Raw genomic sequence first — 25,404 nt, 5'->3', positions numbered from 1 at the left:
AATTAAATAGATACTTTATTTGATGGATATTTTTCAAGAGCACGAGTTAAAATTTGTTTCAATTCTTCATAATGCTCTTTTTCCACTGGTGTAACAGGTGGTCTTACCGTGTTTGTTACTGGAAGACCTACAATTTCCATTCCGGCTTTTATTAATGCTACCGCATATCCTTTTCTTTTTCTTCTAATACGATTGATTGGCAAAATAACATTTTCAAAGATTTCATTTACGGTCTGACTATCATCGTTAAGAAGGGCATCGTAAAACTTTCTTGAAATATGCGGAATGTAATTGGAAATCGCTGATGAATAGCATTTATATCCGAGTGAAAGATAAGCTGGCATCGTCACCTCTGCCATCGGCATACCATTTAGCCATCCAAGACGGGCACCAATTTCCTGAGTGAATTCAATGTTCATCTCCATGTTTCCAATACCATCTTTTAATCCAACAACCTGTGGGAAGTCTAGTAATCTTTTCAATGTTTCCAGCTGCAATACCGCATTTGCCCTTTGATAGAGAATAGCATTTAAGTCGGTGCTTGTTACGATGGCTCTGTAATATTCGTAAATTCCTTCTTGTTCGCCTTCGATTAAGTATGGCGGAAGTATCAAGTATCCATCAGCACCATATTTTTCTGAAATCTTTGCTTTTTCTAGTGCTTCTGTTAAATTCCCACCCACTCCGGTATAAAACGGCACTTTACCCTCAACAACAGAAGAGGCTAATTTAACCACGCTTTCGAATTCTTCATTGCTGAGATTATGAAATTCACCAGCACCGCAGGCAATAAAAATAGATTCTAAACCTTCATCAAGTAGAAATTCGATATTTACGGTTAATGCTTTTTCATCAATGTTTCCGTTTTCATCAAACGGCGAAACTGGAAATCCTGATATTCCTGTAGGAGACTGTCTGTTCGTCATTCTACTAAATCCTTTCCATCATTATATTTTGTTTGTTCTTTAGAGGAGGGATCAGTCTGTTTTAGTACCACTCAAAGTAAACTCTTACTTAATTCATCAATGTTTCCGCTTTCAAAGCCTTCATTTTTATAGTTTAGCCTTTACATTCAAACGAGCCTATCCTCTTTTTGATTGAATTGCAACAATTTTTTATTTGTTTGATAATTTAAATTGTAAGACAAATAAATATATAAGTCAATGTACTATTGTAAATTTATTTTTTTGTCTTACAAATAAATGCAGTCCTAGAGAAAAGGACAGTGGATCAAAAAAATCATAAACTAATCTTTCTTCTTTTTGTACAGTGTTCTGCCAAACATGCAGAATTATTTTAGATATTCCACTCGTTGCAGACGGTTTTTCATTTATGTGGTTTGATTTCCGGCTGTTTTGAAAAAAGGTATTTAAGTCACTAGTGCTGCATTAATTAAGACTGAATAGTCAAAATACATTGAATGTTTAAAAATTATGTGTTTTGGGTACAAAAAAATTTGGAAGAACTGGAAGTGCCAAGAGATCGCAACAATGCGTTTCAAACGGAAGTCTTTTCTCCGTATCAACGCCGCGAACAATGGCTAGGAGAAACAATCATTACGATGTATCAAAAAGGCGTGAGCACTTGAGAAATCGGTCATTTTATTGAAAAGATTCTTGGTCATTCTTATTCCGCCTCAACGATCAGCCGCATCACGGACGTCGTCGCTAAAGATATCGAACGTTGGCAGCAACGTCCGCTGCAAAAGCGATATTCCGTCCTGGACCTGAATGGAATGTATCTCAAACTACGCCGCGATGATGTCGCCAATGAAGTGGTCTATCTCGTCATCGGTGTGACGGAAGATGGCTATCGTGAAATTCTTGGCTTTTATGTGGGAGGTCAAGAGAGCTCTTTAGGCTGGAAAGAGATCCTCCGTGACCTAACACCCCTTGTTGTATAACCTTCTAATTTCCCATAAGTCGGTGAAAACCGACTTTGATATTGTACCCCTAACGTAGCACGAAAAAGAAACTGCCTGTATTCTACAATTACGACAGTTTCCATTCGACTAACTTTAGGGGGTTTTTTGTGTATCTGAAAAACGAAAGAAAGGATTTGTTTATACGGTTAAGCTTAAAAAACAAGCTATTGATTTGTATTATAAAGGCTTTGGAGGTACAGATATCGCAAAGGAGTTCAACATTTATAATAAAAAATTAGTAAATGAATGGGTGCGAAAATATAAAAAAGAAGGTTTTTCTAGTTTAGAAGCGCCGTGGCTTGGCACGTGGCGGAAACAAAGGCAGACTGCGTAAAAAGCCGTTAACGTTGGAAGAAGAAAATGAACGCTTAAAAATAGAAGTGGCGTATTTAAAAAAGCTCAACGCACAGAAAAGGGGGTGTTAACAAAAGACGAAGAATTTGCTTTTGTGTTGGAAAATGAAAAGAAATTCTCAATTACCATGTTAACGAATTATATTTTTGGTTCTCGTTCGGGATATTATAAATGGAAAAACGAACAGGAGTATCGTTTAAAACACCTACAAGACGAAGAACTTTATGATTTAATATCCAAGGTATTTGAACAATCAAAAGGAACCTATGGGAAGTGGCGCATTAAAGCAGCCCCCTTTACCGGGAGTATGGCATTGCCACAAGTGTATTGCCCGAACTATGAGGAAATATGGAATAACTTGTGTCATCCGGCAAAAGAAATACCGTCGTCCTTATCAGCCGCATGGGACGATAGACAACATATTAGATCGAGAATTTGAAGCAAGCAAACCGGGAGGGACATTACTTATATCAAGATTCACAAACCTTTTTCGAGGTGGATTTATTTGTGTGCAGTGAACGATTTATATAACCAAAAGATTGTAGCCTATGCGCTTCAGTATCACCAGGGGATGTCTTTTGTCTATAACGTTTTAGCCCAATTAAAAGAAAAAGGATTTGGAAAAGGAACCCTGCTGCACAGTGACCAGAGATTCCAATTCACAAATCCATCTTACATCAAGCATGTAGCTAATATGGGCATGACCCAATCCATGTCTTGCAGAAGCAACTGCTGGGACAACGCATGTATCGAATATTTCTTTGGGCATTTCAAGTGCAAACTGCCGTGTTTCGGTTCTCCACAAACCTTTGAAGAGATGCACGAGCCATTGACGCTTATTATAACGAAGAACGTATTCAAAATAAATACGGCATGAATCTAACCTGCTTTGGAATGTAAACTAGTCACTACCCGTGGGAAGAAGATCTTCTTTTAGTACAGCTAACGATAAATCTGTAAAAACCTCATCTCCAGGATGAACACAAACCTTTGAAATGGTTCCACTAACCCCTACCTGTATTTTTAATAACGTATCGTTAGATGTTTTAATAATAAATAAAGGTTCCCATTCATAAACAAATGAATCTTGACTCACAAAAACTTTCTCTACAATCCCATTTGTGATAGATTGGATAGTTCGATAACTTCTCACCAAAAAACCTCCTATATCCAACTTTAAAAATTTACTGCTTTCATTCATATGTTTTGTTAATGCCAACACGTTGCTTTTTCACCCTTCTCCACAACTGCTGCTCCCATTGACCTCTTCCTATTTTATATTTAAAATTCATTTACTTATTAAATTTTCTCATGCACGGTATCATAATCGTCAAGAATATCTTGGTTTGGTTCTTTATCTATTAAACTCACAACTACAATAGCAGCCATTCCAAAAACAAAGCCTGGAAGGATTTCATACAAGTCGAACAATCCTCCTTCGAATTGAGCCCAGAGTATCATGGTAACCCCGCCAACAACCATCCCAGCAAGGGCTCCCCACCTTGTCATCCGTCTCCAAAAGAGAGAAAAGATAATAACAGGCCCAAACGCTGCTCCAAAGCCGGCCCATGCATAACCAACCAAGTCAAGAATCGTGCTATCAGGGCTATAAGCCAGAAGTATCGCAATAAGAGCAATTCCTAATACTCCAAATCGACCTACCCATACTAATTCACGTTCCGTTGCCGAAGGCCTCAATAAACCCTTATAAAAATCCTCTGCTAAAGCACTAGAAGAAACGAGAAGCTGGGAGTCAATCGTACTCATGATAGCTGCTAAAATGGCTGCCAATAAAAATCCAGCTACCCATGGATTAAAAAGAATTTGTGTAAAAATAATAAATACGGTCTCTTCTGAACCCTCTGCAATCTCTGTCCCGGGTCCACCACCTGTAAAGTAAGCAATACCAATAAAACCTGTGAAGATTGCTCCTAAAAGACCGAGAACCATCCAAGTCATTCCGACAAGACGAGCTTTTGGAATTTCTTTTTCCGAACGAATCGCCATAAATCTTGTAATAATATGGGGTTGTCCAAAATAACCTAACCCCCATGCTAGTAATGAGATAATAGCAATAACATTCATGCCGGCAAATACATCTAAATGCGTAGGATCTACCTCACCAGCATATTGAACCGTTTGCTGCCAACCACCGATTTCACTAATCGCGATGACAGGAACAACAATTAAGGCTAGAAACATCAGGATCCCTTGAAAAAAATCCGTCCAACTAACGGCAAGAAATCCGCCAAGAAAGGTATATGAAATAATAATAACCGCTCCAACCCAAAGTGCATTTTCATATGGGAGTCCAAAGGACGATTCAAATAAACGAGCCCCGCCAACTAAACCGGAAGACGTATAAAAAGCAAAGAATATCAAAATAAAGATGGCAGAAACGATTCGTAAAACTTTTGTTCGATCACGAAAACGATTTTCGAGAAAATCAGGAATGGTAATGGAGTCATTCGCTGTTTCCGTATAGCGACGTAATGGACGAGCGACATACTGCCAATTCAAATAAGCACCAATGGCAAGTCCAATTGCAATCCAAATTTCACTCATTCCATACATAAAAATAGCACCAGGTAAACCAAGTAACAACCAACTACTCATATCGGATGCTCCCGCACTTAATGCAGCAACACCCCCGCCAAGTTTACGGCCCCCAAGGACATAATCTGATAGATTTGTAGTCAATCGGTAAAAGATAAAACCAATAAATAGCATTCCTATTAGATAAATGATAAATGTCAACAACGTAGGTATAGACACGTACTATTCCCCCTTCTTCTTTGTTGTAATATAGGATACTAAAGAAAATACAATAAGTAATGGCATTGGAATTAATAACCAAAACCACGTGGCGGCTGTAAGTGAATGTTCCATCATGTAACCCCCCTCTATTGTTTAGAAATTATTAAAATGCAATATCGGTGCCAAATCATCTAAACAAGATTTCTTAACATTTTTTACTTTCTCTTTATGTTCATGTTGAAACTATGTATTCTTTACCGCATATTTTTTTTCGTTATTACAGCAAAATTTTGCACTTTTTGAACTATTATTACAAATAACCACATAATTATGGTATGTTTAATTCATACGTAAAACGTTATATGGGGGGTTAGACGATGGAAAAAATTCAAAGCCTAACAAATGAACAACAACGTTTCATCGATCAATTTATGTTCGATCAAGTAGATCAAGGCATCCGAGTGATTGATTTAAATGAAACGCCCATCATTTATAACGAAAAAATGAAATCCATTGAATCGATGACTTTAGATGATTTATCTGACAAAAAAATTACGGATTTATTCCAATTTCACGATGAACGAGATAGCCGCTTGCTTCAAGCGATTCACCACGGGAAAACGACTAAAAATAAAAAACAAACTTATCTTAATTACAAAGGAGAAGAGATTACAACAGTTAATCATATTTTCCCTATTCATTACGACGGTAAAGTCATCGCAGCTGCGGAGATTGCAAAAGATGTGACCAAGATTGAACGCTTAATACGTGATAATCTCAATCGTCAAGGAAATACTCGATATAGGTTTGATAGCATTATTGGAACTTCCCCGGAAATGAAAAGCATCATTGAAAATGCTAAACGTGCTACACGTACGTCGTCTTCCGTTTTAATTGTAGGCGAAACAGGAACAGGAAAAGAGCTGTTTGTACAGAGTATTCATTCCGGAAGCTCGAGAGGCAGCGGTCCTTATATCTCTCAAAACTGTGCCGCTCTTCCGGAAAGTTTAATCGAGGGTATTTTGTTTGGAACGGTGAAAGGAGCATTTACAGGAGCAATAGAACGCCCTGGTCTTTTTGAAGAAGCCGAAGGCGGAACACTCATGCTCGATGAAATTAATTCTTTACCTACTTCCCTTCAAGCGAAACTGCTTCGTGCGATCCAAGAAAAAAAGATTACACGTATTGGCGATCATAAAGAACGCCCTATTGATGTTAGAATCTTGGCAACTATTAATGAAGATCCAATTGAAGCCATTACAAACAATCGTTTACGAAAAGACCTGTATTATAGGTTAAGTGTCGTTACTCTCTTTGTCCCGCCATTACGTGAGCGTAAGAGTGATATTCCGCTGCTCGTTGAGACATTTATAAAAAAATACAATCAGCTGTTCCAGATGAACGTTGCTGAGGTCTCTAATGAGGTTTTCGATCTTTTTTATTCCTACGATTGGCCGGGAAATGTTAGAGAATTAGAACACGTGATTGAAGGGGCTATGAATTTTATGTTTGAGGAAGAAGCACTTACCCCTTCCCATTTACCTGTACATTTTCAGAATAAAACAAAAAATGAAACAAACACGGATCATCAAGTGTCTGCCAACAACCAGTTAACACCTCTTTTAGAAGGAGAGTCACTACGCGACCGATTGTACGATATTGAACAGAATTTTATTATCCAAACGCTAGAAAAATATCATTATAATGTAAACCGTGCTGCAAAAGAATTGGGGATCAGTCGACAAAGTTTACAGTATAGAATGGAGAAGTTTAATATAAAAAGACCATAATTCAAATATAACTAAATGATGTCGTTACAAGGCTGCCTAACTTTGTTAAACAGGCAGCCCTTTTTGTTATTTTTTCTTTTAATATTTTCACCATAAAGGCTTCGACCAAATGTTTTTATATTTACTCCTCTAACTTCCACTAAATTTTGCATATTTACTGCAAAATTTTTTGCTATCTATATATCTATATTTACATCTTTTCGTTATAAATTTCTCACAACCTTGAATAACACCAATAATAATCTTTTATGTGTCACTTAAAAAAGTTGGCACAGAGTTTGCATTTTAAATATGTGCGAAAATAAATATTTTATAAAAAGGAGCGATCATTAATGGTTTGGGATTATAAACATGAACCTTTTACAGACTTTACAAAGGAAGAGAATCGTAGAGAATTTAAACAAGCACTTGAACTCGTGAAAGGTGAACTCGGTAAAGAATATCCGCTGATTATTGGTGGAGAACGTGTGATGACCGACGATAAAATTGTTTCTGAAAATCCATCGAATAAAAAAGAAATCGTCGGTTACGTGTCAAAAGCGACAAAAGAACATGCTGAACAAGCTATGCAACAAGCACAAAAAGCATTTAAAGAGTGGAAAAAGTGGAAGCCCGAAGCACGTGCTAATGTTCTTTTCCGTGCAGCTGGAATTGTGCGTCGCAGAAAACATGAATTTTCTTCTTACCTTGCTTATGAAGCAGGAAAGCCATGGAAAGAAGCAGATGCGGATACGGCAGAAGCGATCGACTTTATGGAATATTACGGCCGGCAGATCATTCGTTTCAAAGACGGTGTGACAATTAACAGCCGTGAACAATTGGAGGAAAACCGTTACACGTATCTTCCATTAGGTGTAGGAGTAACCATTTCTCCGTGGAACTTTGCCTTTGCTATTATGGCTGGAACAACAGTAGGCCCTATGGTATGTGGAAATACCGTATTGCTTAAGCCAGCAAGTACAACCCCTGTCGTAGCATATAAATTTATGGAAGTTCTTGAAGAAGCGGGCATGCCGGCAGGTGTCGTGAACTTCATTCCAGGAAGCGGTTCAGAAATTGGTGATTACCTTGTTGATCACCCGAAAACAAGCTTCGTCAACTTTACCGGATCAAAAGATGTTGGGGTTAGAATATATGAACGGGCAGCAAAAGTACAACCTGGCCAAATCTGGTTAAAACGAGTAGCAATTGAAATGGGCGGTAAGGATACGATTGTTGTTGACTCTGACTCTAATATCGAAGTTGCTGTTGAATCCATCATTTACTCAGCTTTCGGGTTCTCTGGGCAAAAATGTTCCGCTTGCTCCCGAGCTGTCATCCATGAAGACGTTTATGATGAAGTGTTAGATAAAGTAGCTAAAAGAGCAGACGAGCTTACAGTTGGTACTCCCGAAGACCACGAAAACTTTATGGGTCCAGTAAATGACCAAGCGGCTTTTGATAAAATTATGAGCTATATCGATATCGGTAATGAAGAAGGAAAACTTGTCGCAGGCGGAAAAGGAGACAATACTGAAGGTTACTTTATTCGTCCGACCGTAATTGCTGATGTAGATCCTGAAGCTCGCCTCATGCAAGAGGAAATCTTCGGCCCTGTCGTCGCTTTTACGAAAGCGAAAAACTTCCAAGAAGCCCTTGATATTGCAAACAACACTGAATATGGATTAACAGGCGGTGTTATTTCCAACAACCGTGCACACCTCGAACAAGCACGTGAAGAGTTCCATGTCGGCAATCTGTACTTTAACCGCGGCTGCACAGGTGCAATCGTCGGATACCAGCCTTTTGGTGGTTTTAACATGTCCGGTACCGATTCCAAAGCCGGTGGACCTGATTATCTCCTTCAATTTATGCAGCCTAAAACAGTATCTGATCAGTTTTAATACTAGGAAGATTACAATAAGAGCTGGCTCATTAAGCGGGCTGGCTCTTTCTACTTTTAAACTTAGGGGGGATTTCACACAATGAAACAAGTAAGCAGAGACTTTTTCCTCTTTTTATCAAAGAATAAAACGTTAAATCGCGGAGCAAAAAAATGGGGGCTTAAACTAGGAGCTTCTAAAGTTGTTGCTGGAGTAACCATCGATAGTGCCATGAAAACCGTCAAGTCCTTAAATGAAAGAGGATTAATGTGTACCGTTGATCACCTTGGTGAATTTGTAACGGAAAGCAAAGAAGCAGAAGAAGCCGCTGACTGCTGTATGGAAACGATAAACGCCATGGCAGAGTATGGGGTTGATTGTCATTTATCATTAAAGCTGACTCAACTCGGACTAGACATTGACGAAAAATTATGTTTAGACAACATGAGAAACATTCTTTCAACAGCTGAAAAACATCGTAACTTTGTGAACATTGATATGGAAGATTACAGTCATTATCAGCAAACACTTAATCTGCTAAAAGAATTGCATGAAGATTATGATAACGTCGGTACCGTTCTTCAAGCGTATTTACATCGTGCAGAAACTGATCTAGAACATTTAAAAGGCGTGCCTTTACGGCTTGTAAAAGGGGCTTACAAAGAAAGTGCAGAAGTGGCCTTTCAAGATAAAGAAGACATCAATGCTAATTTTCTAGCACTTATTGAAAAACATCTTTTAAATGGTAGTTATACAGCTATTGCAACACATGACCATTATATTATTGAAAAAGTAAAAGAATTTGTCGATATTCATAACATTCCAAAAGATTTGTTTGAATTTCAAATGCTATATGGTTTTCGCAATGAACTTCAAGAACAACTGGTCAATGAAGGGTATCGTTTTAGAACTTACGTACCGTTCGGTAATGATTGGTATGGTTATTTTATGCGTCGATTAGCTGAACGACCACAAAATGTAGCCTTTGCGTTTAAAGGATTTTTCTCTAAATAGAATGATAACGACCCTATACAATGTTCGAAAAGACTTGCGATAATCATATGCCGAATTAACAAAAAGAGACTAAAAAAACTAATCGCGCAAATACGATAATATACAGAAGAAGTTGGGCTGTCCAATACAAGTAATGCGTGAAACCTTCGGCATGCTGCCGCTGTCAGCAATTATATTGTACGGCTATACTAATAAGAAGCAAGAAGGGCTGACAGCGGGCCTATCAACCTCTTGACAAAAGATAAACAATGTACATATTTCTTGTCAGGGAGCAGGTTTTGTTTGATTCGATAAGCGTTTTGTGTCTGCAGCGTATCCCATATTCTACTCTAATGTTCTCGACCTCTTAATCCTTACTCAAAGCCCTCTCCATGCATTTGCTAACTCTCCCATTTCCACTTGTAACGCTAATACTTTCTAGGAGAAAAAATTCCTCTTCATACCCTTTTCGCTACGTTGCTTCTTAAATAATAATTATAGTTTATTCAACTTCTTCCACCTTCTTAAATCGTTTGACTATGATACGGGGATTTAATGGCCGTATAGAAGACCTATTTTTTTTTGGAGTTGAGTTTGTTGAAGTATGTATCTTCATTATGTATGTAGAAATTACTTATGGACATATTAAAGGGTTGAAAGGAGGAAATTATATTGCTTGGATTGATCGTTAAACTATTTGTTTGTCCCATTACAGTAGCTATAGCCGCTTTTATATTTCCAAATGTAAACTACGCAAATTTATGGCAGCCGATTGTTGTTGGTCTTATTCTGGCTGTTTCTGCTCACATGATGGAACTGTTTATATTGAAAAAAGGAACATTTTGGTTTAGCACCGTTCTTGATTTCATTGCGGCAACCATTCTCGTATATGTAGTTTCATTATTTTTTGCTACAGCTACGGTTACTTTTTTTGGGGCTCTTTTAACTTCCTTGTTACTTTCTATAACAGAATTAGTTCAACATAACTGGTTGATAAAAAGTGAAAGAACACAAAAATCACCTACTTAAGTTCATATGTAAGACCTTTCTTGTAAATTTAATTACTTCACTGCGTTAGCAGAATGTCAGCATTTTGCTAACGCAATTATTTTGATAAAATTACACACATTAACAGTATACCCTTTTGAGTAGATTCATTATTTTTTGTATCCGGCCGGGGTGAACGTTTACGTCAGTGGACTCTGATCCGGTACAAAGCATATAAGTATTATACCTATAAAAAGGTAAAATGATTAAACTTCCCTAGAAAATAACTTCTGCTAAATAAACCACAATAGTTACAGTAATACTGCTTAACAAGGTAGAAACAAGGACTCCCTGCCCTGCATAATCGGGATAATTGTCATAGATTAATGCAAACAACGCACTGTTCCGGGACATAGGGAAAAAGCTTGCGATAAATAAAGCTTGAGCAATCGTGCCATCCATGCCTAGGATTAATAATATAGCCAATGCTAGGATTGGTGAAAAAACAAGCCGCCCCAACACACTGAGATGAAAAATGAAGGTGAAATTTTTAAGGGCGGGATAAGCAACTTGTGCTCCAAGCGTCAGCAGAGCAAACGCTAGAAAAGCATTTGCTGCATTTTCAAGAGGGGACCATAGAAAAGAAGGTATAGAAATATCAAAACGATTAAATATGAACCCTAATATATAAGATAGGTGTCTTAAAAAGTTCCTTTAATGCACTTAAATCTGCTTGTTTCGCTGATGCGGCATTCATTAAACCATATGTATAGGTCACAATGTTTTGGAACATCATCACAATAATTTGAATAGAAGCCCCAATTGGATTGCTATGAAAAACTAATTGGCTGACAGGAAGGCCAAAGTTTCCAGAGTTGTTTAATACAAGGCTGTTTTTAAATGTAGAGGTAAGTTTTCGGTCCATTTTTAATATTTTTTCTACGATATGGGCGATAACAGCAAGTATCACTAACTGCAATGCTAGAAACCCTCCGACCTGTAATAGCAGGCTCCCCTCCATTTCATTCTGGTAAATGTTTGAAAAAATCACAGCCGGTAAAAATATGTACGTTAACATTTTTGATAGAGTACTTAAATCGAATTGAATGTTATGCAATGTCTTCCAGATAATACATCGTTTCAATGAATAGCTTAAAGTGTATCGGCAATGAAGAGCATGAGAAAAATGTTGTGTAATATGGGGAAGAGTGTAACACCGTATTTGCATATCAAATGTAACATAAAAACATCCATTTATTTATCTGCTGCTTCATAATATTCACAAACTGGCCATTAATGCCGCATTCCTCCATTCTTTAAACACCGTGAAGTGACGTAAAAGAACAATTCCTGTGAAGAGAAACGTAATCGTCCCAAATGAAAACTACAAGACAGCACAAGAATCAATGTTCAAGTGAAGTAATGCAGCTAACCGGTATTAGCTAATGCTGTTGTATTGTTGGTGTTGGCAGTGAAAATGGAGTGCGGTTACTGGATTATTCGCAGGCAATATAGGAGCTCGCCCCTCAGCAGCAGCCGGGGCAGGAGGCGCTGCAGAAGGGGAAGTTGGTTATGCAGCAACATGTTGGCAGTGATTATAGATGAAAGTGAAATGTCCCTCTAAAATTTACACTTTCGAATGGGAAAGATTCAAATGAAATCACGAAACCAATTGAAACAGTTTTACAAGCGGCTCTAGAATAAAATGGAGATGCCTTGAGGGAGAACTAATCCCATGATTACTGTAATGGACAAAAAGACAATAAGAATCACGTGTAAGTATTTAGGGGCGTCGTTTTTTAATTTGTGAACAAAGTAAATTTCTATTAATCCAATACTGCCAAGGCCTAAAAACGCCTTAAATAAGCCTCCCAGGTACACGGGCAGTATTCCAAGCAGCATGAGACCAGTCAGGGCAGCAAACAAATACATGAACCGAAGTACTTGGTGGAGAATAACCGCTGTTCTCTTCTTTTGCCGTGTATACAAGTGATTGACAATGATAAAAAGGAAGATAATTAGAGTAATGGAACCAAGATGGTAGTGGACAATCATACATACCTCCGAATTCTTTCAGGAATATTATTATTTTAACGTTTTTATAGCTAGAAAGAAAAAGAAAAAAGTGACGATTTGTAAAGAACGGGACCAACGTTCTCCCCATCCGAGAAGAAAAATTGGTAATTTTCACTTGACGTTCTCACAAGGTACATATATAATATTTAATCGTAATCATTACGATTAAAGGGGTGTCACAGATGAAGATTTCATTTGCAAAAGGGGTAAGCATATTAGCTATCAGTTCACTACTAGTAGTTGGGTGTCAGACGTCAGATTCAACCGAAGATGAGTCAAATGATCATGAAACATCCTCATCTGTTTCAGAAGACTCTTCTGAAACGCAGGAGCAAACGTCTGAAAGTCATACACATGAAAGTGAAGACGATCACAATCATGAGCATGAGCATGATCATAGCCATGCAGACGATGAAGAAACAGAACAAATTTATGACGGCTATTTTGAAGACAGCCAAGTGAAGGATCGTTCCCTCTCCGATTGGGAAGGAGACTGGCAGTCTGTATATCCATATCTACAGGATGGTACGCTCGACGAGGTGTTTGACCATAAAGCGGAACACGAAGGAGACAAGACAGCTGAAGAATACAAGGAGTATTATAACGAAGGATATCAAACCGATGTTAACCGTATCGTGATTCAAGACAATACTGTTACCTTCTTCAAAAATGGAAAGGAATCTTCTGGTGAGTATATCTATGATGGGTACGAAATTCTAACATATGATGCGGGAAATAGAGGAGTAAGATACATATTTAAACTAGAAGAAGAAGCTGAAGGAGTTCCTCAGTATATTCAATTTAGTGATCATAGTATCTATCCGAATGAAGCTGATCACTACCACCTGTATTGGGGTGACGACCGCGAAGCTTTATTGGATGAAGTGGTAAACTGGCCTACTTACTACCCTTCAGAAATGGATGGACATGATATTGCCCATGAGATGATGTCGCATTAATTATTACCTTGACAGGTATGTATGATTCTAAGTTTAGCAATTCATAACCGGTCCTTTTCATACTAAAAAAGATCTTTATTTAAGATAATCGGAAAATTGTGTGGAAAGAGGGTTAAAAAGTCCCTTTTTCCATGGCTCTAATCAGTGTAGAAAAGTCAGAACAAATTTATATGTGACTATAAAATAGAGCGCCCATTCATACCAGATGCGCGCCCGTATATATATCGGAGTATTGAAGTGTTGTTTCAATCCTGTTTTAATATCGATAATGTTAGTTTCCTCTCCTGGTGTGTTAATAATATGGGTTTCTGGAAAAAAGGCGTATTAAAGCAAAAAGTCAGCGCTGCATCCCCTTTAAAACTTGTGGGGGATAGGCGCTAAAAAAAACGGTCAAGTATAACGTAAATAATAACCATTCATTATGAAAAGTTATAACGAAACTATTATTTAGTGAAAAGGAAGGACCATAAACAATGAGATAAAGACACTCCGTCAGCCAGAATGTCTTTATCTCATCTACCTGCAATTTTTTATTTCGTAACGCCTTCCACGGTTTCTGTTGGAAACTCCATCTTGTTCCATGCAGCGATCCCGCCAGCTAGTTCCTTTACGTCAAACCCTTTGTCTATTAACGTTAATGCAGCTTTTGCTGCTGTATTGCACCAAACATCCCAACAATACAGAACCAATGTTTTATCTTTCGGCAATTCATTTAGACGGTTCTCCAGTTCTGCTTGTGGTATTTCTACGGCCCCTTCTATCTTTTCTTTTTTAAGATGAGGCAGACCGTTGCGTACATCAACCAGGTAAAATTTTTCAGGGGATTCTTTTGCCTGCATCATGTAATCCATAGGGCTAAACGTTGACTTAATTTTTTCTTCAAAGTATGCATTGGCAGCCATTATTACATTCCTCCCTTTATTCATACAGCACCGAAGTGCCTTCATAAATTTTATGAAGCAGAGCTTTAAACAGCTCTTTCTCCTTATCACTTAAATTCTTCATCAATGCGTTTGTTTTAAAATAATGGTCTGGAAGCATCTTCTCTAATCGCTGCTTCCCTTCATCGGTTAGTACAATGGAAAGCTTGCGCCGATCCTCAACATTGTGCTGCCTTTTCACCCAGTTGCTCTTTTCCAATCCATCCAGCAGTCCTGTGACCGTCCCTCTTGTCACCCCGGCTCTTTCAGCCAGTTCAGATGGAAAAAGCGCTTTATTTGAATCCCGGTAAAGCAGCATAAGAATAGTAAATTTACCTTCCGATAACCCATGCTTAGAAAAATAAAACTGATAAGAATCCGATAATTTGCGTGCTGTTGCAAGAAAAGTGAGGCATAACTCTACAGACAATACATCTACTTCTGCGATTTGTTCAGCGTATTCGGATAAAATTTTGGTGCTTGGTAAGTCTTGCAGGTTAAAATCCATTATGGTGTTCCTTTCTAAAACCTAATAGTTTATACACATATAATAAGGTGCCAAATTACTTTTGTCAAGTTCCTATTCGATATAAAATCTCATCACTACCCACTAATGAATAGGAGGTTGAAGTCGCATGGGACGCATGAAATACCACATTAAGAATGTCAGTTTAGAGATCAGTTGCGTGTGGGGGGACTTTGAACAAGTGCTCATTATCGCAATCGACGCTGCTAAACTATACCAAAAAGCCTTCATATGTTATTATTTAGGCGATGTAATTGAAAGACCCTTATTCTTTTCCATATATTAATACAGAATAAAAAAGTCCTTTCCTTGTTCCGGGTAACACTCCTTCGTAATATTAGGCTAAAGCTTCATCAGTTCACGAAAAAATTTTGCCGTAGCCGGCCCCGGGTCTTGGTTGACCCGTAGCTATGGAAAAAGGAAGAGTAGTTGTTAAAATGAAACAATAAATCAATTATATTCTTATAATTTACATCTATCCCTTGCATAATATCAGACGCTTTGTAATTAAACATAGATATCTTTTGAAACTGACGAATAAGGGGATGATGCCTCTTACATGTTCCGGATTCATTATAGGTATCTACAGCTCATTTCTCCTCAACATTACCCTTATCATAATTGAAAAAAGCAAAAAGAAAAAACCATCAAATGTGATGGTTTTAAATTTAAATTAAATATTTTATGGAACGAAAAAAAGAATCGTTGCAATACCCTAACACCTCTTCCGCTTTGGATGATTTTCATCCCCTAAACCGATATGGGACCCGGACGGGTAAGTAAAAAGGGAATGGGCCCGGCTTTAAGCCCAGGAATAAACCATGAGGATTAGGAAATAAATCTCAAAACTTACCTTTAATTCTCAGGGCGAACATATATTTTTTCTGTAGTAGAAGCGGCTTTTTTGATATCCTTCCTGTTAAATAAATATTTTTTGAACTCCCAGTTTTCATAAAGTTCTAGTTGATCATTATAATGTTGACTGAGTGTTCCATCTTTTTTGACAAAACCTATTTGACCTGGAGGGGTGACATTGTACCCTTGTGGAGCCCTCGGTTTCATTTCGATATAATGGTTTTCGCTGCCTCGGTTCATACTAATTATAGGTGTTTCATCTCCTAACCCATGCGGAATACCAATTAAAGATTCTTCCCCAAATGTCATGGTACGAATTGAAGAACGCCAATCCTCCACGGTCGATCCTTTTTCTTGCTGCATTTTGTCAAAAGCCTGGTCAGCACTTTCTAGAATAATTTGTTCAGGATCTTTATCTGCCCAGTCAACATTCGTTTCCTCTTCATTTAGGACCTTATAAGCTAATGTAGCCCCATAACGATGATCAGTGATTTCTTTTGTTAATTCATTCATGTGTCCTAATTCGTCTTCAAATATTTTATCGTGAACAAGCTCCCACCATTCATTAAAGAACGTAGCAATACCTGCGTCGTACTCCCCATCCTTGTTTACATCCTCTTCTAGGTTGTTCCACTTTTCCAGTTCTTCTTTCAAGTAGGAATAGTGTTCTTGTTCATCTTCGTGGTTCTCCAGTGTTTCTATTAATAATGGCTTAAAGTAGTGGGTACGAAGCTGAGCAAAACTAGCTGTGTAGTTAATTTCATTTAAGTCCTCCAATTTGACTTCATCTCTTGTTTCCATGCCCTTGATAAACTGCTGAACTCGATTATCTTGTCCCCAATTAAAGCTTAATTCTCCATTTGTCCAGTTTTTGGAAGGTTTATTATTCCAATTCACCACATATCCGCTGTCAGGATTGACGACCTGTGGGTTTTCGTGGAATGGCAAAAAACCTTCCCACTCATAGTCACCGGTTCCTGGTGTCGGGAATCTTGGATCAATTTCATCATTTCTTTTCGGGTATTTCCCGACATGATAGTAACCAATGTTTCCTCTTTTATCGGCGTAATACCAATTTAAAGACATCGTAAATTGACTAGCTGCCTCTTCAAACTGATGTATATTTTTTGCCCAATTAGCCTTCATAAACGCCTCTATACTTTGTGTTTCAGTACCGCGAAAGGAATATGATTTACTGTATGCAACGTTATTTTCCTCGTCTATACTAACAACGGGCCCGTGAACGGTACGATAAAAGCTCTCTTCTACCTTTTTCTTTTCCCCGTTGTCTTTTTGGACATAAAAGGTTTCCGTTCTTTTTTCCATATCCCTCCACTTACCATTATAACGGTACTGGTGAGGATTTTCCGGGTTTAATTGTTCTTCAAATATGTCGGTTACGTTCCCATAACCTGCCGTTGAACTGAAAGCAAAGAAATTATTCGCACCAAACATAATAAAAGGGTAGCCTATAAAACCGGAGCCTTCCATATCAAATCCTGGAGCATGCAAGCCTACTTCATACAAAAACCCAGGCGCAACGAAACCGACTTGAGGCCCGCTGAATAATACAGCATTGTCTGTTGCTGATTTGTCAGGGCTTACAATTGCCGCATTACTGCCAATTTTCAGAGGCAGACCAAGCTTTTCTGATGATTCCACAAAGTCTTTTCTTTCTTTCCCCACATCTTCCGCAGCGCTTATTACTCCCGATGAAATCTCCTGCATGGAACTATAAGTCCCATTGTTTTCTGCATTCTCTTTACTGTCTTGGATACTAGTAGGTGCTTTTGGATCGTTTTCCCAAATTAAATCATCAAACATTTTTTTCGCTTGTTCTTTTCCATATTCATTTTCCAATGCCTTTAAAATCTCGGCATTTGTTAACTCTTGGTGACTATCCATGAAATAAGTCATGGAAGCCATATAGACGCGCACTACATCAACAGCAGTCCAATCTTCAGGTGAAAAGTTATAGTCATGAAACTCTTTAGATAACTTCTCGTCGGGGGCTTGTAAAGCTTCTTGTATGTACATTGTAATTCCGTCAGCAAATTGTTCAATAATCTCTCTTGTTTTCGGTTCCAAGTCCGCAATCATATCCTTAACTTCTGCATCCGTATAGCCATCCCGCCTGCTTTGTTGATCCCTGAAAAAGTATTCATCACCAAAAATTTCTGACGCTGTTCCTTCATTCCCGCGCTTAAACATTTCTAACTGAAAGAGGCGATCCTTCGCCATCACATACCCATATGCCTTATACAAATCCTCTTTGTTTTTAGCATAAAGATGAGGAACACCGTACTCGTCCCGTATGACCTCAACTTCGCCTACTCTCTCAGACTTCTCAGCAGCCTCGTGACGATCTTCTTGATGTGGCCGGCTAAAGGACGATGAATCATTTGCCTGTACTCCCATAACGGGAAGCACCATAAGTCCAGCGATTGCTAAACACACAAATTTCCTCATATTTTCCCTCCAATCATATCTTAGACATGCGTTTATAAGAGCAGCATGAAATTACGTTGCTTTTTCTCTATCACTGATGTGAACCTAAAAAACCTATTTCCTGCCGAAGCTAATTTAAGTCTTTTTTGTTTATGAAATAACTGTTTAATCATGAAGTCCCCCCCTTCTATTTAATACTCTCTTTATTAAATTAAATAACCGTTATTTTCTATCACCTTTCATTATTAGGTTTGCTTTTTGATTACTCATTACTCATCCGTTTATCTCTAGATGTCATTGCCTTTTTAGGTAAATTTAATAGGCTTTAGAAGACATCATCTGCATCTAAAATTAGTGGAATACACAAATAATTTTTATCCCCCCTTTAATACTTTCACCTAACTTACGAAGCCTTAATGTAACCATTTAAATAATATTCTAACAATTCATATACCTTATCATATATTATTAACTATATAATTTCAAATAAATTATCAGTAATAAATATCAGAAACTGGAAACATGAAATTTTAAGCAATTCAAAAATGGATGCTTCTTGTTTTGTTTGCTACAGGGTGTGTTCCTTTGTCGTTACATTTTATCGATCCCTAACCCTTGACGAACAAACAAAGGGACCATTCCTTCGTTTAGGATGGCCCCTAGAAATCAATTTTTCATCAACATGTAATATAAAAAGTTGATATTTAATCGAGATATTAAACTATAATTTAACTTTTTGTCCTCTATCATAAAACGCTGGACGCTTAGGCATCGAGATCGGCTCAATCTGCCCTGTTCTTTTTGCTTCAACACAAGCATCCGAAGTTACGGCTGCAACATAACCATCCCAAGCTGACGGACCATTTACTTCTCCTTTTTTCGTTGAATCAATCCACTCTTGAAACTCAACATTAAAAGCATCAATAAAGCGATCTTTCCAGTCTACTAAAATTTCATTCGAAAGTTTTGCGTCACTACGTACAGGTACACTTGATGGCTCTGGTAAATTAGCTGTTCCTGTTTCTCCCACAACTTGACATTGAATATCATAGCCATATTGACAATTAACAAAGCTTTCTACGCTAATTCGAATGCCTTGTTTCGTTTCTAGTAACATAATATGTGGATCTTGGAGTCCTTCATCTGCAAAGCGCGTTCTTCTTGGCAAGAGAACTTGAGCAGATACATAATCATCATCAAGTAACCATCTCAGCACATCCATTTCATGAACGAGCGAGTCTGTTAACGCCATGTCTCCTTTAAAACCTGGTGCTGCTGGAGCACGATGTGCGCAATTTACCATTAACGGATCACCGATCTTTCCTTCATCGATGACTTTTTTCAATTGTCGATAACTATGGTCAAAGCGGCGCATAAAACCTACTTGTACCAACTGTTTTCCGTGTGTAACCTCCGCATCAACAATTCGTTTACATCCTTCAGCCGTCGTTGCAAGTGGTTTTTCACAGAAAACCGGCTTTCCCGCATCAATGGCCGCTAAGACAAATTCTTCGTGAGTCGGTCCCCATGACGTGACCATAATAGCCTCAACATCACTCGATTGAATTAATTCGTTTCCGCTTTCATAAACTTTAGCATTGATATTTTGCTTTTTCACAACTTTGATTGCTTGCTCTTTATTTACATCAGTGACCGCAACAATTTCTGCCCCTTGTAGTGAATGTGTAATTCTATGAACATGTTCTTGTCCAATCGCACCTGTTCCTATGACACCAATTCTTAATGTCATGAATAATAACTCCCTCTTTAAAATTTTCTTAATCATTCTCTTGTTTTCTCCGCATTTCTAATTCAACTTTTTTTCAGAAACCATATCTGTTATTTCTGGTTCAACTTTTTTTCCAGCGAGCCATATCTCTTCAATTTCTTCAAGTGATTTATTTTTTGTTTCTGGAACAAATTTTAATACAAAGAAAAAGGCAAAAGTACTAATAAGGCCGTAAATGATAAAAGCTCCTGCACCTAAAGCATCATTTAGTGGAGGAAATGTAGATGAAGCTGTTAAATTAGCGCCCCACATTAATGTAACAGCAATAGCAACAGCTTGCCCTCTAATCTTATTAGGGAACAACTCTGAGAGTAAAACCCAGGTAACAGGTCCCCAAGTCATCTGGAATATAGCTACAAATCCTAAAATAAAGATTAGTGTACTAATTCCTTGGATACCTAAATAGAAAAGTGTCGCTACTGCAGTTAAACAAATCGCACATCCTGCAGAACCAAAAAGCAGCAAGAATTTTCTTCCCTTTGCTTCAACTAACCTTATAGATAGGAATGAAACAGCAACACCTATAGCTCCAATAAATATCGTTTGTAACATGGATGTTGACGGATCAGCACCAAGGTTTTCAAAGATCCGCGGTGCATAATATAGAATAATATTTATGCCTATAAATTGTTGCAAAATAGCTACTAGAAAACCTACAAACAAAACTAGCTTTCCATAATAAAAGATGCTCACTTTTTCTGTTGAAGTGTTTAAAGAATGTTTGATTTGTTGAAGGGTCTCACTAGCTACTTGTTTAGACCCATTTATCTTTTCCAATAAGTTATATGCATTACCATAGTCCTGTTTAAGGGCCATATATCTAGGTGTTTCCGGGATAAATAATAGAAGGAAGAAAAATAATGCAGCTGGGATCATTTCGGAAGCAAACATATATCTCCAGCCCATATCATTAATCCAATCACTAGATTTACCTAGTACGATGAACCAAGTGACAACGTATACAACAGTTTGACCAAACACAACAGCCATATTATAAGTAACGACCATTTTTCCTCTGATATTCGGAGGACTCATTTCACTTATATAGACAGGTGCTATGGCTGAAGCTAAACCTACTCCAATACCACCTATTATTCTATAAATATTAAAAGTGACCAACAATGCTAAACTAGGTTCACTTGCAGTGAAGAATATTAACTCTGGGTAAGCTGAACCTAGTGCCGAAAGAAAAAATAAAACAGCTGCAATAACTAATGTATTACGTCGTCCTATTGAATTGGACAACACTCCAGATATTATTGCCCCTATAATACATCCTGCCAATGCACTAGATACAGTAAGACCATGAATAAATGAACTTAACCCTAAACTGTCCACTAGGTATAATTGTACGGATTGTTCTGCCCCTGCAACAACCGCTGTATCATAACCAAACAGAAGTCCACCTAAAGAAGCTACTGCTGATATAAATAAAATATAATATAGTTGGCTATTTAGTTTCATAAATTCATTCCTCCTTTATTAAATGAAAAGTTATTTTCGTACACATAGTAGAAAAGGGGAAGAGCACATCTTTATGCACCCTTGAGCATTTCACCAGCGGGCAGTAACCATTTCTTACGACTGCTCCGTTTGACTTTCATACGGGTACTAAATTAACTTGAGCGCTAATTAAGAACAGGTAAGCTTTTGCAATCGTTTTCAAAAGCCTCTAAAAAAATATGTCGTTAGTGTATATAATTTTTTTATTTTTAAGCGCTATCATTCCCTTATTCTCCTAATCCTAAAACACTAATAGCTACCTCGTTACATGAACGAGTTGCAAAAATCTCCATCAGCTTCGGGCCGTGTAATCTTTGCTCCCTCTATCAATTCTCTCATCTTTTGCTGGGAATGTGATACATAGTCTTGTCTAATTCTCTTGTTGCCGTAATAGGTTCACCTCCCATCCAAAATAAAGTATTCAATACGGGGTTAGAACTACACAATATAGGTCATCTAGGCCCTACTTCGGGTACGTACTTAAACTGAGGTCCCTTCTTAGTTACGAATACGTTGTTCGCGCCTTTAACGGAATCCCCTATATTCGTCTGGCTCCTCATTAAGGGTGGAATATATAATTGGGATCCACTTTTATCCCCACCATGTTCTTTCACTGTCATAAGGCCCTCTTCCAAATAAGACCAAACGACTTCTTTCTATTGCCAACCATCAAATGAAATCGTTTTCCTTTTTCTGTTATAAAAAAGCCTTTTGTCTAAAATAAACTAAGTTGAATTACATAACTTACCTATTTAAGAACGAAATGAGGGAGACGAAAAGGTATGTGATACTGTATATATTTCTTTAACTTATTGTATAAACACTTTCTTGCTAACTCATTTCCTTTTCTTAGATATATTTAAATTGTAAGAAATAAAAGACAATTTGTATTTGAATTATCGAGACATCATTTTGTATTTTAAAGACATAGGACAAATTAATACCATCATTCTTACAGAAATTATATGATATGGAATATACTAGAATCATAGGATAATATTTCATTACACAAGAATGATTTTCTATCTTCTCCTTATTAATCATTTGCAGCAAGTTCATTGCTTTTTGGCCAATTTTGTATTATGGCTGATCAATGGAAGTCAGGCTGCCCTTAAGCATAAAAGACAGCCTTATCATTTATTTTTCATAAAGTACTATTCAAAATCTACCCATACTGCTCCTTGATCAGCAGAACGTACACAATTTTCAACCCAGCGAACACCCTCTAACCCAGTGTCAATATCAGGATACACCAAATTTTTCAATGTTTCCTTATCACCACGATCTTTAGCATCAATGGCCATAGCAAACTTGAGATAAATATTGGCCCAAGACTCAGATAACCCTTCAGCATGTAATGCGCCTAATCTTTCATCTGCATTACAGCTCTCATCTAGATATGGCATAGCACGTATCATTGTTTGTACAGGTTCCCCTTGAACTTCATATCTTAATTCATTCGGTCTGCTATCCCACCACTCTAAACTTGCCTTTGATCCGACAATACGGATTCTTTGAGCATCCATGCATCCAGCATTAATCGATGAAGTCCACATCGTTCCGACTGCTCCATTATCATAATGCATCAGAACGTGTGCATTGTCCTCTAATGGTGCACGGCTTCCAACAAAACTTTGACGGTCGCATAATAATTTTTTAATTTTCATATGAGGTAAAATTAACTGAGACATGTAATATGTGTGAGTGGACAGATCCCCTAAAACAAAACTAGGTCCCGCAACTTTCGGGTCAACGCGCCATTTTTGTGCATCATTTTTTTGATCTCCCTCATCTGTTGCACAGAAACCATGGGTATATTGTAAATCCACTACACGTACATCGCCTATTTTTCCTTGCTCAATCATTGCACGCATTTGCAGGAGCAGCTGATGGCCGGAAAAACCATATGTCACACCTACAATTTTTCCTTTTTCCTCTGCTAACTCCTTGATAAACTGTGCTTCTTCAGTAGTAAAAAACAATGGTTTTTCACAAATAACATGCAGGTCAGCCTCTAATGCAGCTTTGCAAATGTCATAATGCGTTGCATTAGGAGTAGCGATGGAGACAACATCAATACCATCCTCCCTATCCGCTTCTTCAGCAAACATAGTCTGGTAATCAGGATAGCATCGATTCTCAGGAACACCGATATTAACACCAAAATCCTTTCCCCTTTCAGCGTCTATATCAAACGCACCTGCCACTAATTCAAAAGCAGTGTTATCCCGAAGTGCTCCAGTGCGATGTTTGTACCCCACTTGACCAGTACGCCCGCCTCCAACCATGGCCCAACGTATTGGTCTTGAAATCAATCTTTCCCCATTTAGCATAGTAAACTCCTCCCTTTCTTCATATGAGCAAATTTATAGTTTTTTAAACATTTCAAATTTTCAATCTAAAGATTTTTATTTTGTAATTAGTTCTCGTTCTTTAAAAGTTCTAGGTAAGGATTCTTTCAAAACATTCATTGATTTTTCCACACCAGTATAAGGATCCATAGTTAAATCTTCCATTTCAAGAACAATTGGTCCCTCATAACCACTCATCTTAACGACTGTAAGAAATTCTTTCCAAAAGCCAATATCATGACCATGCCCGAGCGCTGCATAGTTCCATGAGCGGGTGGCAAACCTTTCCATAGGCTTCACGTCAATAAGACCATGAATATCATTTACTCCTCTTTCGATTCTTACATCTTTCGCATGGACATGATACATCGCATGACCTAATTCTCTTGCAGCTGCAATAGGATCTCCACCCATCCAAAATAAATGACTTGGATCAAAATTCATCCCGACCATGTTACCGATTTCATTTCTTAATTTAAAAAGTGTTTCAGGATTATGAACTAAATTAAACCCTAGATTTTCAATCGCGATTTTTTTAACACCATACTCTTTCGCAACTTTAACAGCCTTCTCCCAATAAGGAAAAGCGACTTCATTCCATTGCCAATCTAGTGCCTCAAAGTGCGGGGGCAATATTGGATGAGTAATCCAGTTCGGTGTCACATCATCCGGCCCGCCGCTAGGGCACCCAGACATCATAACGACCGTTTCAACTCCTAATAGACCTGTCAACTTAAAAGTTTTCTCAACGACTGCTTTGTGAGCTTCTCCACGTTCTGTAGGTTCCAATTGATTACCCGAACAGTTTAAAGCTGCGATTTCCAGTCCTCTCTTTTGGATTTCATCTAAAAATGCCTGACGTTTCGGTGCACTCTCTAACAAACCATCTAAATCAACATGCGGTGCGCTTGACCAATTCCCACAACCCAACTCTAATGTTTCGATTCCTTGGTCGACACAGTATCGAGCATTTCTTTAAAGGTCATATAATCTAAAATATCAGTGACTAGACCCGATTTCATCATGGCCATCCCTCCGTAAGATAAGTTCATTTCCCTAACACAACGATCATCCTTTTTCTTTTCTTAGCTCGAAAAAGGCCCTTGTAATCGTTTTCTTTCAGGTATAAAAAAAGTTTTTTATTAACTTATACCTGAATTGTAAGAGAATAAGAAACGTTTGTATTTGAATTATTATGACTCTGTTTTGGATTTTGAGGCCATGACGCAAAGTATTTTCAATAAATTAAAAAAATGTGAAATCAATTACAAAGTCACTGCACATGAATAATCGCTCTTCATTTTTATAGT

Annotated in this window: 20 protein-coding genes and 2 pseudogenes; 9 read left to right on the top strand and 13 right to left on the bottom strand. The window is 37.8% G+C overall.

All coding sequences use genetic code 11. The features are described 5' to 3' along the window. Nucleotides 1–2: 2 nt before the first annotated feature. Nucleotides 3–926 carry a 5-dehydro-4-deoxyglucarate dehydratase gene (gene kdgD, locus CEF16_RS19475; protein WP_091585504.1) on the bottom strand — a complete coding sequence of 308 codons (924 nt, stop codon included), beginning with the start codon at nt 924–926 and terminating at the stop codon, nt 3–5. 530 nt (nt 927–1,456) lie between these two features. Here kdgD and CEF16_RS19470 point away from each other — a divergent pair. The 4 genes and pseudogenes from CEF16_RS19470 to CEF16_RS19455 all read left to right on the top strand — a co-directional run. Further along, a pseudogene (locus CEF16_RS19470) lies at nt 1,457–1,885 on the top strand (IS256 family transposase); the annotation flags it as partial. 205 nt (nt 1,886–2,090) lie between these two features. Then, nucleotides 2,091–2,258 carry a terminase gpP N-terminus-related DNA-binding protein gene (locus CEF16_RS25430; protein WP_091585503.1) on the top strand — a complete coding sequence of 56 codons (168 nt, stop codon included), beginning with the start codon at nt 2,091–2,093 and terminating at the stop codon, nt 2,256–2,258. 84 nt (nt 2,259–2,342) lie between these two features. Continuing rightward, nucleotides 2,343–2,717 (top strand): hypothetical protein, encoded by a 375-nt coding sequence (locus tag CEF16_RS19460; protein ID WP_091585501.1) that lies wholly within the window; start codon nt 2,343–2,345, stop codon nt 2,715–2,717. A gap of 21 nt (nt 2,718–2,738) precedes the next feature. Further along, a complete protein-coding gene (locus CEF16_RS19455; protein ID WP_091585493.1) occupies nt 2,739–3,155 on the top strand; it encodes a DDE-type integrase/transposase/recombinase in 417 nt (138 codons plus the stop codon). 24 nt (nt 3,156–3,179) lie between these two features. Here CEF16_RS19455 and CEF16_RS19450 read toward each other — a convergent pair whose 3' ends face one another. Both CEF16_RS19450 and putP read right to left on the bottom strand, forming a co-directional pair. Further along, nucleotides 3,180–3,431 carry a biotin/lipoyl attachment domain-containing protein gene (locus CEF16_RS19450; protein ID WP_139185961.1) on the bottom strand — a complete coding sequence of 84 codons (252 nt, stop codon included), beginning with the start codon at nt 3,429–3,431 and terminating at the stop codon, nt 3,180–3,182. Nucleotides 3,432–3,577: 146 nt separating this feature from the next. After that, on the bottom strand, nt 3,578–5,053 hold the full coding sequence (putP, locus tag CEF16_RS19445; RefSeq protein ID WP_091585489.1) for a sodium/proline symporter PutP: 1,476 nt from the start codon (nt 5,051–5,053) through the stop codon (nt 3,578–3,580). A 359-nt stretch (nt 5,054–5,412) separates the two neighbouring features. On the opposite strand from putP, the gene CEF16_RS19440 reads away from it, so the two are divergent. From CEF16_RS19440 to CEF16_RS19425, 4 genes are all read left to right on the top strand, one after another. Beyond that, nucleotides 5,413–6,825, top strand: coding sequence for a sigma-54 interaction domain-containing protein (locus CEF16_RS19440; protein ID WP_091585487.1), 1,413 nt, complete (start codon nt 5,413–5,415; stop codon nt 6,823–6,825). A 332-nt stretch (nt 6,826–7,157) separates the two neighbouring features. Beyond that, nucleotides 7,158–8,708 (top strand): L-glutamate gamma-semialdehyde dehydrogenase, encoded by a 1,551-nt coding sequence (pruA, locus tag CEF16_RS19435; protein ID WP_091585485.1) that lies wholly within the window; start codon nt 7,158–7,160, stop codon nt 8,706–8,708. Between the two features lie 81 nt (nt 8,709–8,789). Then, nucleotides 8,790–9,701 (top strand): proline dehydrogenase family protein, encoded by a 912-nt coding sequence (locus CEF16_RS19430; protein ID WP_091585483.1) that lies wholly within the window; start codon nt 8,790–8,792, stop codon nt 9,699–9,701. Between the two features lie 651 nt (nt 9,702–10,352). Beyond that, nucleotides 10,353–10,709 carry a DUF2512 family protein gene (locus tag CEF16_RS19425; RefSeq protein WP_091585481.1) on the top strand — a complete coding sequence of 119 codons (357 nt, stop codon included), beginning with the start codon at nt 10,353–10,355 and terminating at the stop codon, nt 10,707–10,709. Nucleotides 10,710–10,943: 234 nt separating this feature from the next. Here CEF16_RS19425 and CEF16_RS23400 read toward each other — a convergent pair whose 3' ends face one another. The 3 genes from CEF16_RS23400 to CEF16_RS19405 all read right to left on the bottom strand — a co-directional run bounded on the left by CEF16_RS23400 (nt 10,944) and on the right by CEF16_RS19405 (nt 12,722). Next, nucleotides 10,944–11,318, bottom strand: a complete 375-nt coding sequence (locus CEF16_RS23400; protein WP_245918012.1) for an AEC family transporter — start codon at nt 11,316–11,318, stop codon at nt 10,944–10,946. Nucleotides 11,319–11,334: 16 nt separating this feature from the next. Further along, a complete protein-coding gene (locus CEF16_RS23930; RefSeq protein WP_281259194.1) occupies nt 11,335–11,895 on the bottom strand; it encodes an AEC family transporter in 561 nt (186 codons plus the stop codon). Between the two features lie 467 nt (nt 11,896–12,362). Further along, nucleotides 12,363–12,722: a DUF1516 family protein gene (locus tag CEF16_RS19405; RefSeq protein ID WP_091585472.1), complete on the bottom strand. Its 360-nt coding sequence runs from the start codon at nt 12,720–12,722 to the stop codon at nt 12,363–12,365. A gap of 203 nt (nt 12,723–12,925) precedes the next feature. On the opposite strand from CEF16_RS19405, the gene CEF16_RS19400 reads away from it, so the two are divergent. Beyond that, nucleotides 12,926–13,702, top strand: a complete 777-nt coding sequence (locus CEF16_RS19400; RefSeq protein ID WP_091585471.1) for a metal-binding protein ZinT — start codon at nt 12,926–12,928, stop codon at nt 13,700–13,702. Between the two features lie 530 nt (nt 13,703–14,232). Here CEF16_RS19400 and CEF16_RS19395 read toward each other — a convergent pair. From CEF16_RS19395 to CEF16_RS19365, 7 genes and pseudogenes are all read right to left on the bottom strand, one after another. Beyond that, nucleotides 14,233–14,604 (bottom strand): rhodanese-like domain-containing protein, encoded by a 372-nt coding sequence (locus tag CEF16_RS19395; protein WP_091585464.1) that lies wholly within the window; start codon nt 14,602–14,604, stop codon nt 14,233–14,235. Nucleotides 14,605–14,620: 16 nt separating this feature from the next. Beyond that, complete coding sequence (locus CEF16_RS19390) at nt 14,621–15,130, bottom strand: MarR family winged helix-turn-helix transcriptional regulator (RefSeq protein WP_091585463.1); 510 nt, start codon at nt 15,128–15,130, stop codon at nt 14,621–14,623. An 873-nt stretch (nt 15,131–16,003) separates the two neighbouring features. Further along, complete coding sequence (locus tag CEF16_RS19385; protein ID WP_091585462.1) at nt 16,004–18,472, bottom strand: penicillin acylase family protein; 2,469 nt, start codon at nt 18,470–18,472, stop codon at nt 16,004–16,006. Nucleotides 18,473–19,172: 700 nt separating this feature from the next. Then, nucleotides 19,173–20,201: a bifunctional inositol 2-dehydrogenase/D-chiro-inositol 1-dehydrogenase gene (gene iolG / locus CEF16_RS19380; protein ID WP_091585460.1), complete on the bottom strand. Its 1,029-nt coding sequence runs from the start codon at nt 20,199–20,201 to the stop codon at nt 19,173–19,175. A gap of 57 nt (nt 20,202–20,258) precedes the next feature. Next, nucleotides 20,259–21,704 carry a sugar porter family MFS transporter gene (locus CEF16_RS19375; RefSeq protein ID WP_091585459.1) on the bottom strand — a complete coding sequence of 482 codons (1,446 nt, stop codon included), beginning with the start codon at nt 21,702–21,704 and terminating at the stop codon, nt 20,259–20,261. A 1,193-nt stretch (nt 21,705–22,897) separates the two neighbouring features. After that, nucleotides 22,898–24,076 carry a Gfo/Idh/MocA family protein gene (locus tag CEF16_RS19370; protein WP_091585450.1) on the bottom strand — a complete coding sequence of 393 codons (1,179 nt, stop codon included), beginning with the start codon at nt 24,074–24,076 and terminating at the stop codon, nt 22,898–22,900. 75 nt (nt 24,077–24,151) lie between these two features. Continuing rightward, nucleotides 24,152–25,116, bottom strand: a pseudogene (locus tag CEF16_RS19365) (sugar phosphate isomerase/epimerase family protein). Nucleotides 25,117–25,404 lie beyond the last annotated feature (288 nt).

The organism is Alteribacillus bidgolensis (assembly GCF_002886255.1).
GTDB lineage: Bacteria > Bacillota > Bacilli > Bacillales > Marinococcaceae > Alteribacillus > Alteribacillus bidgolensis.
This window is presented reverse-complemented; position numbering and strand designations above follow the sequence as displayed.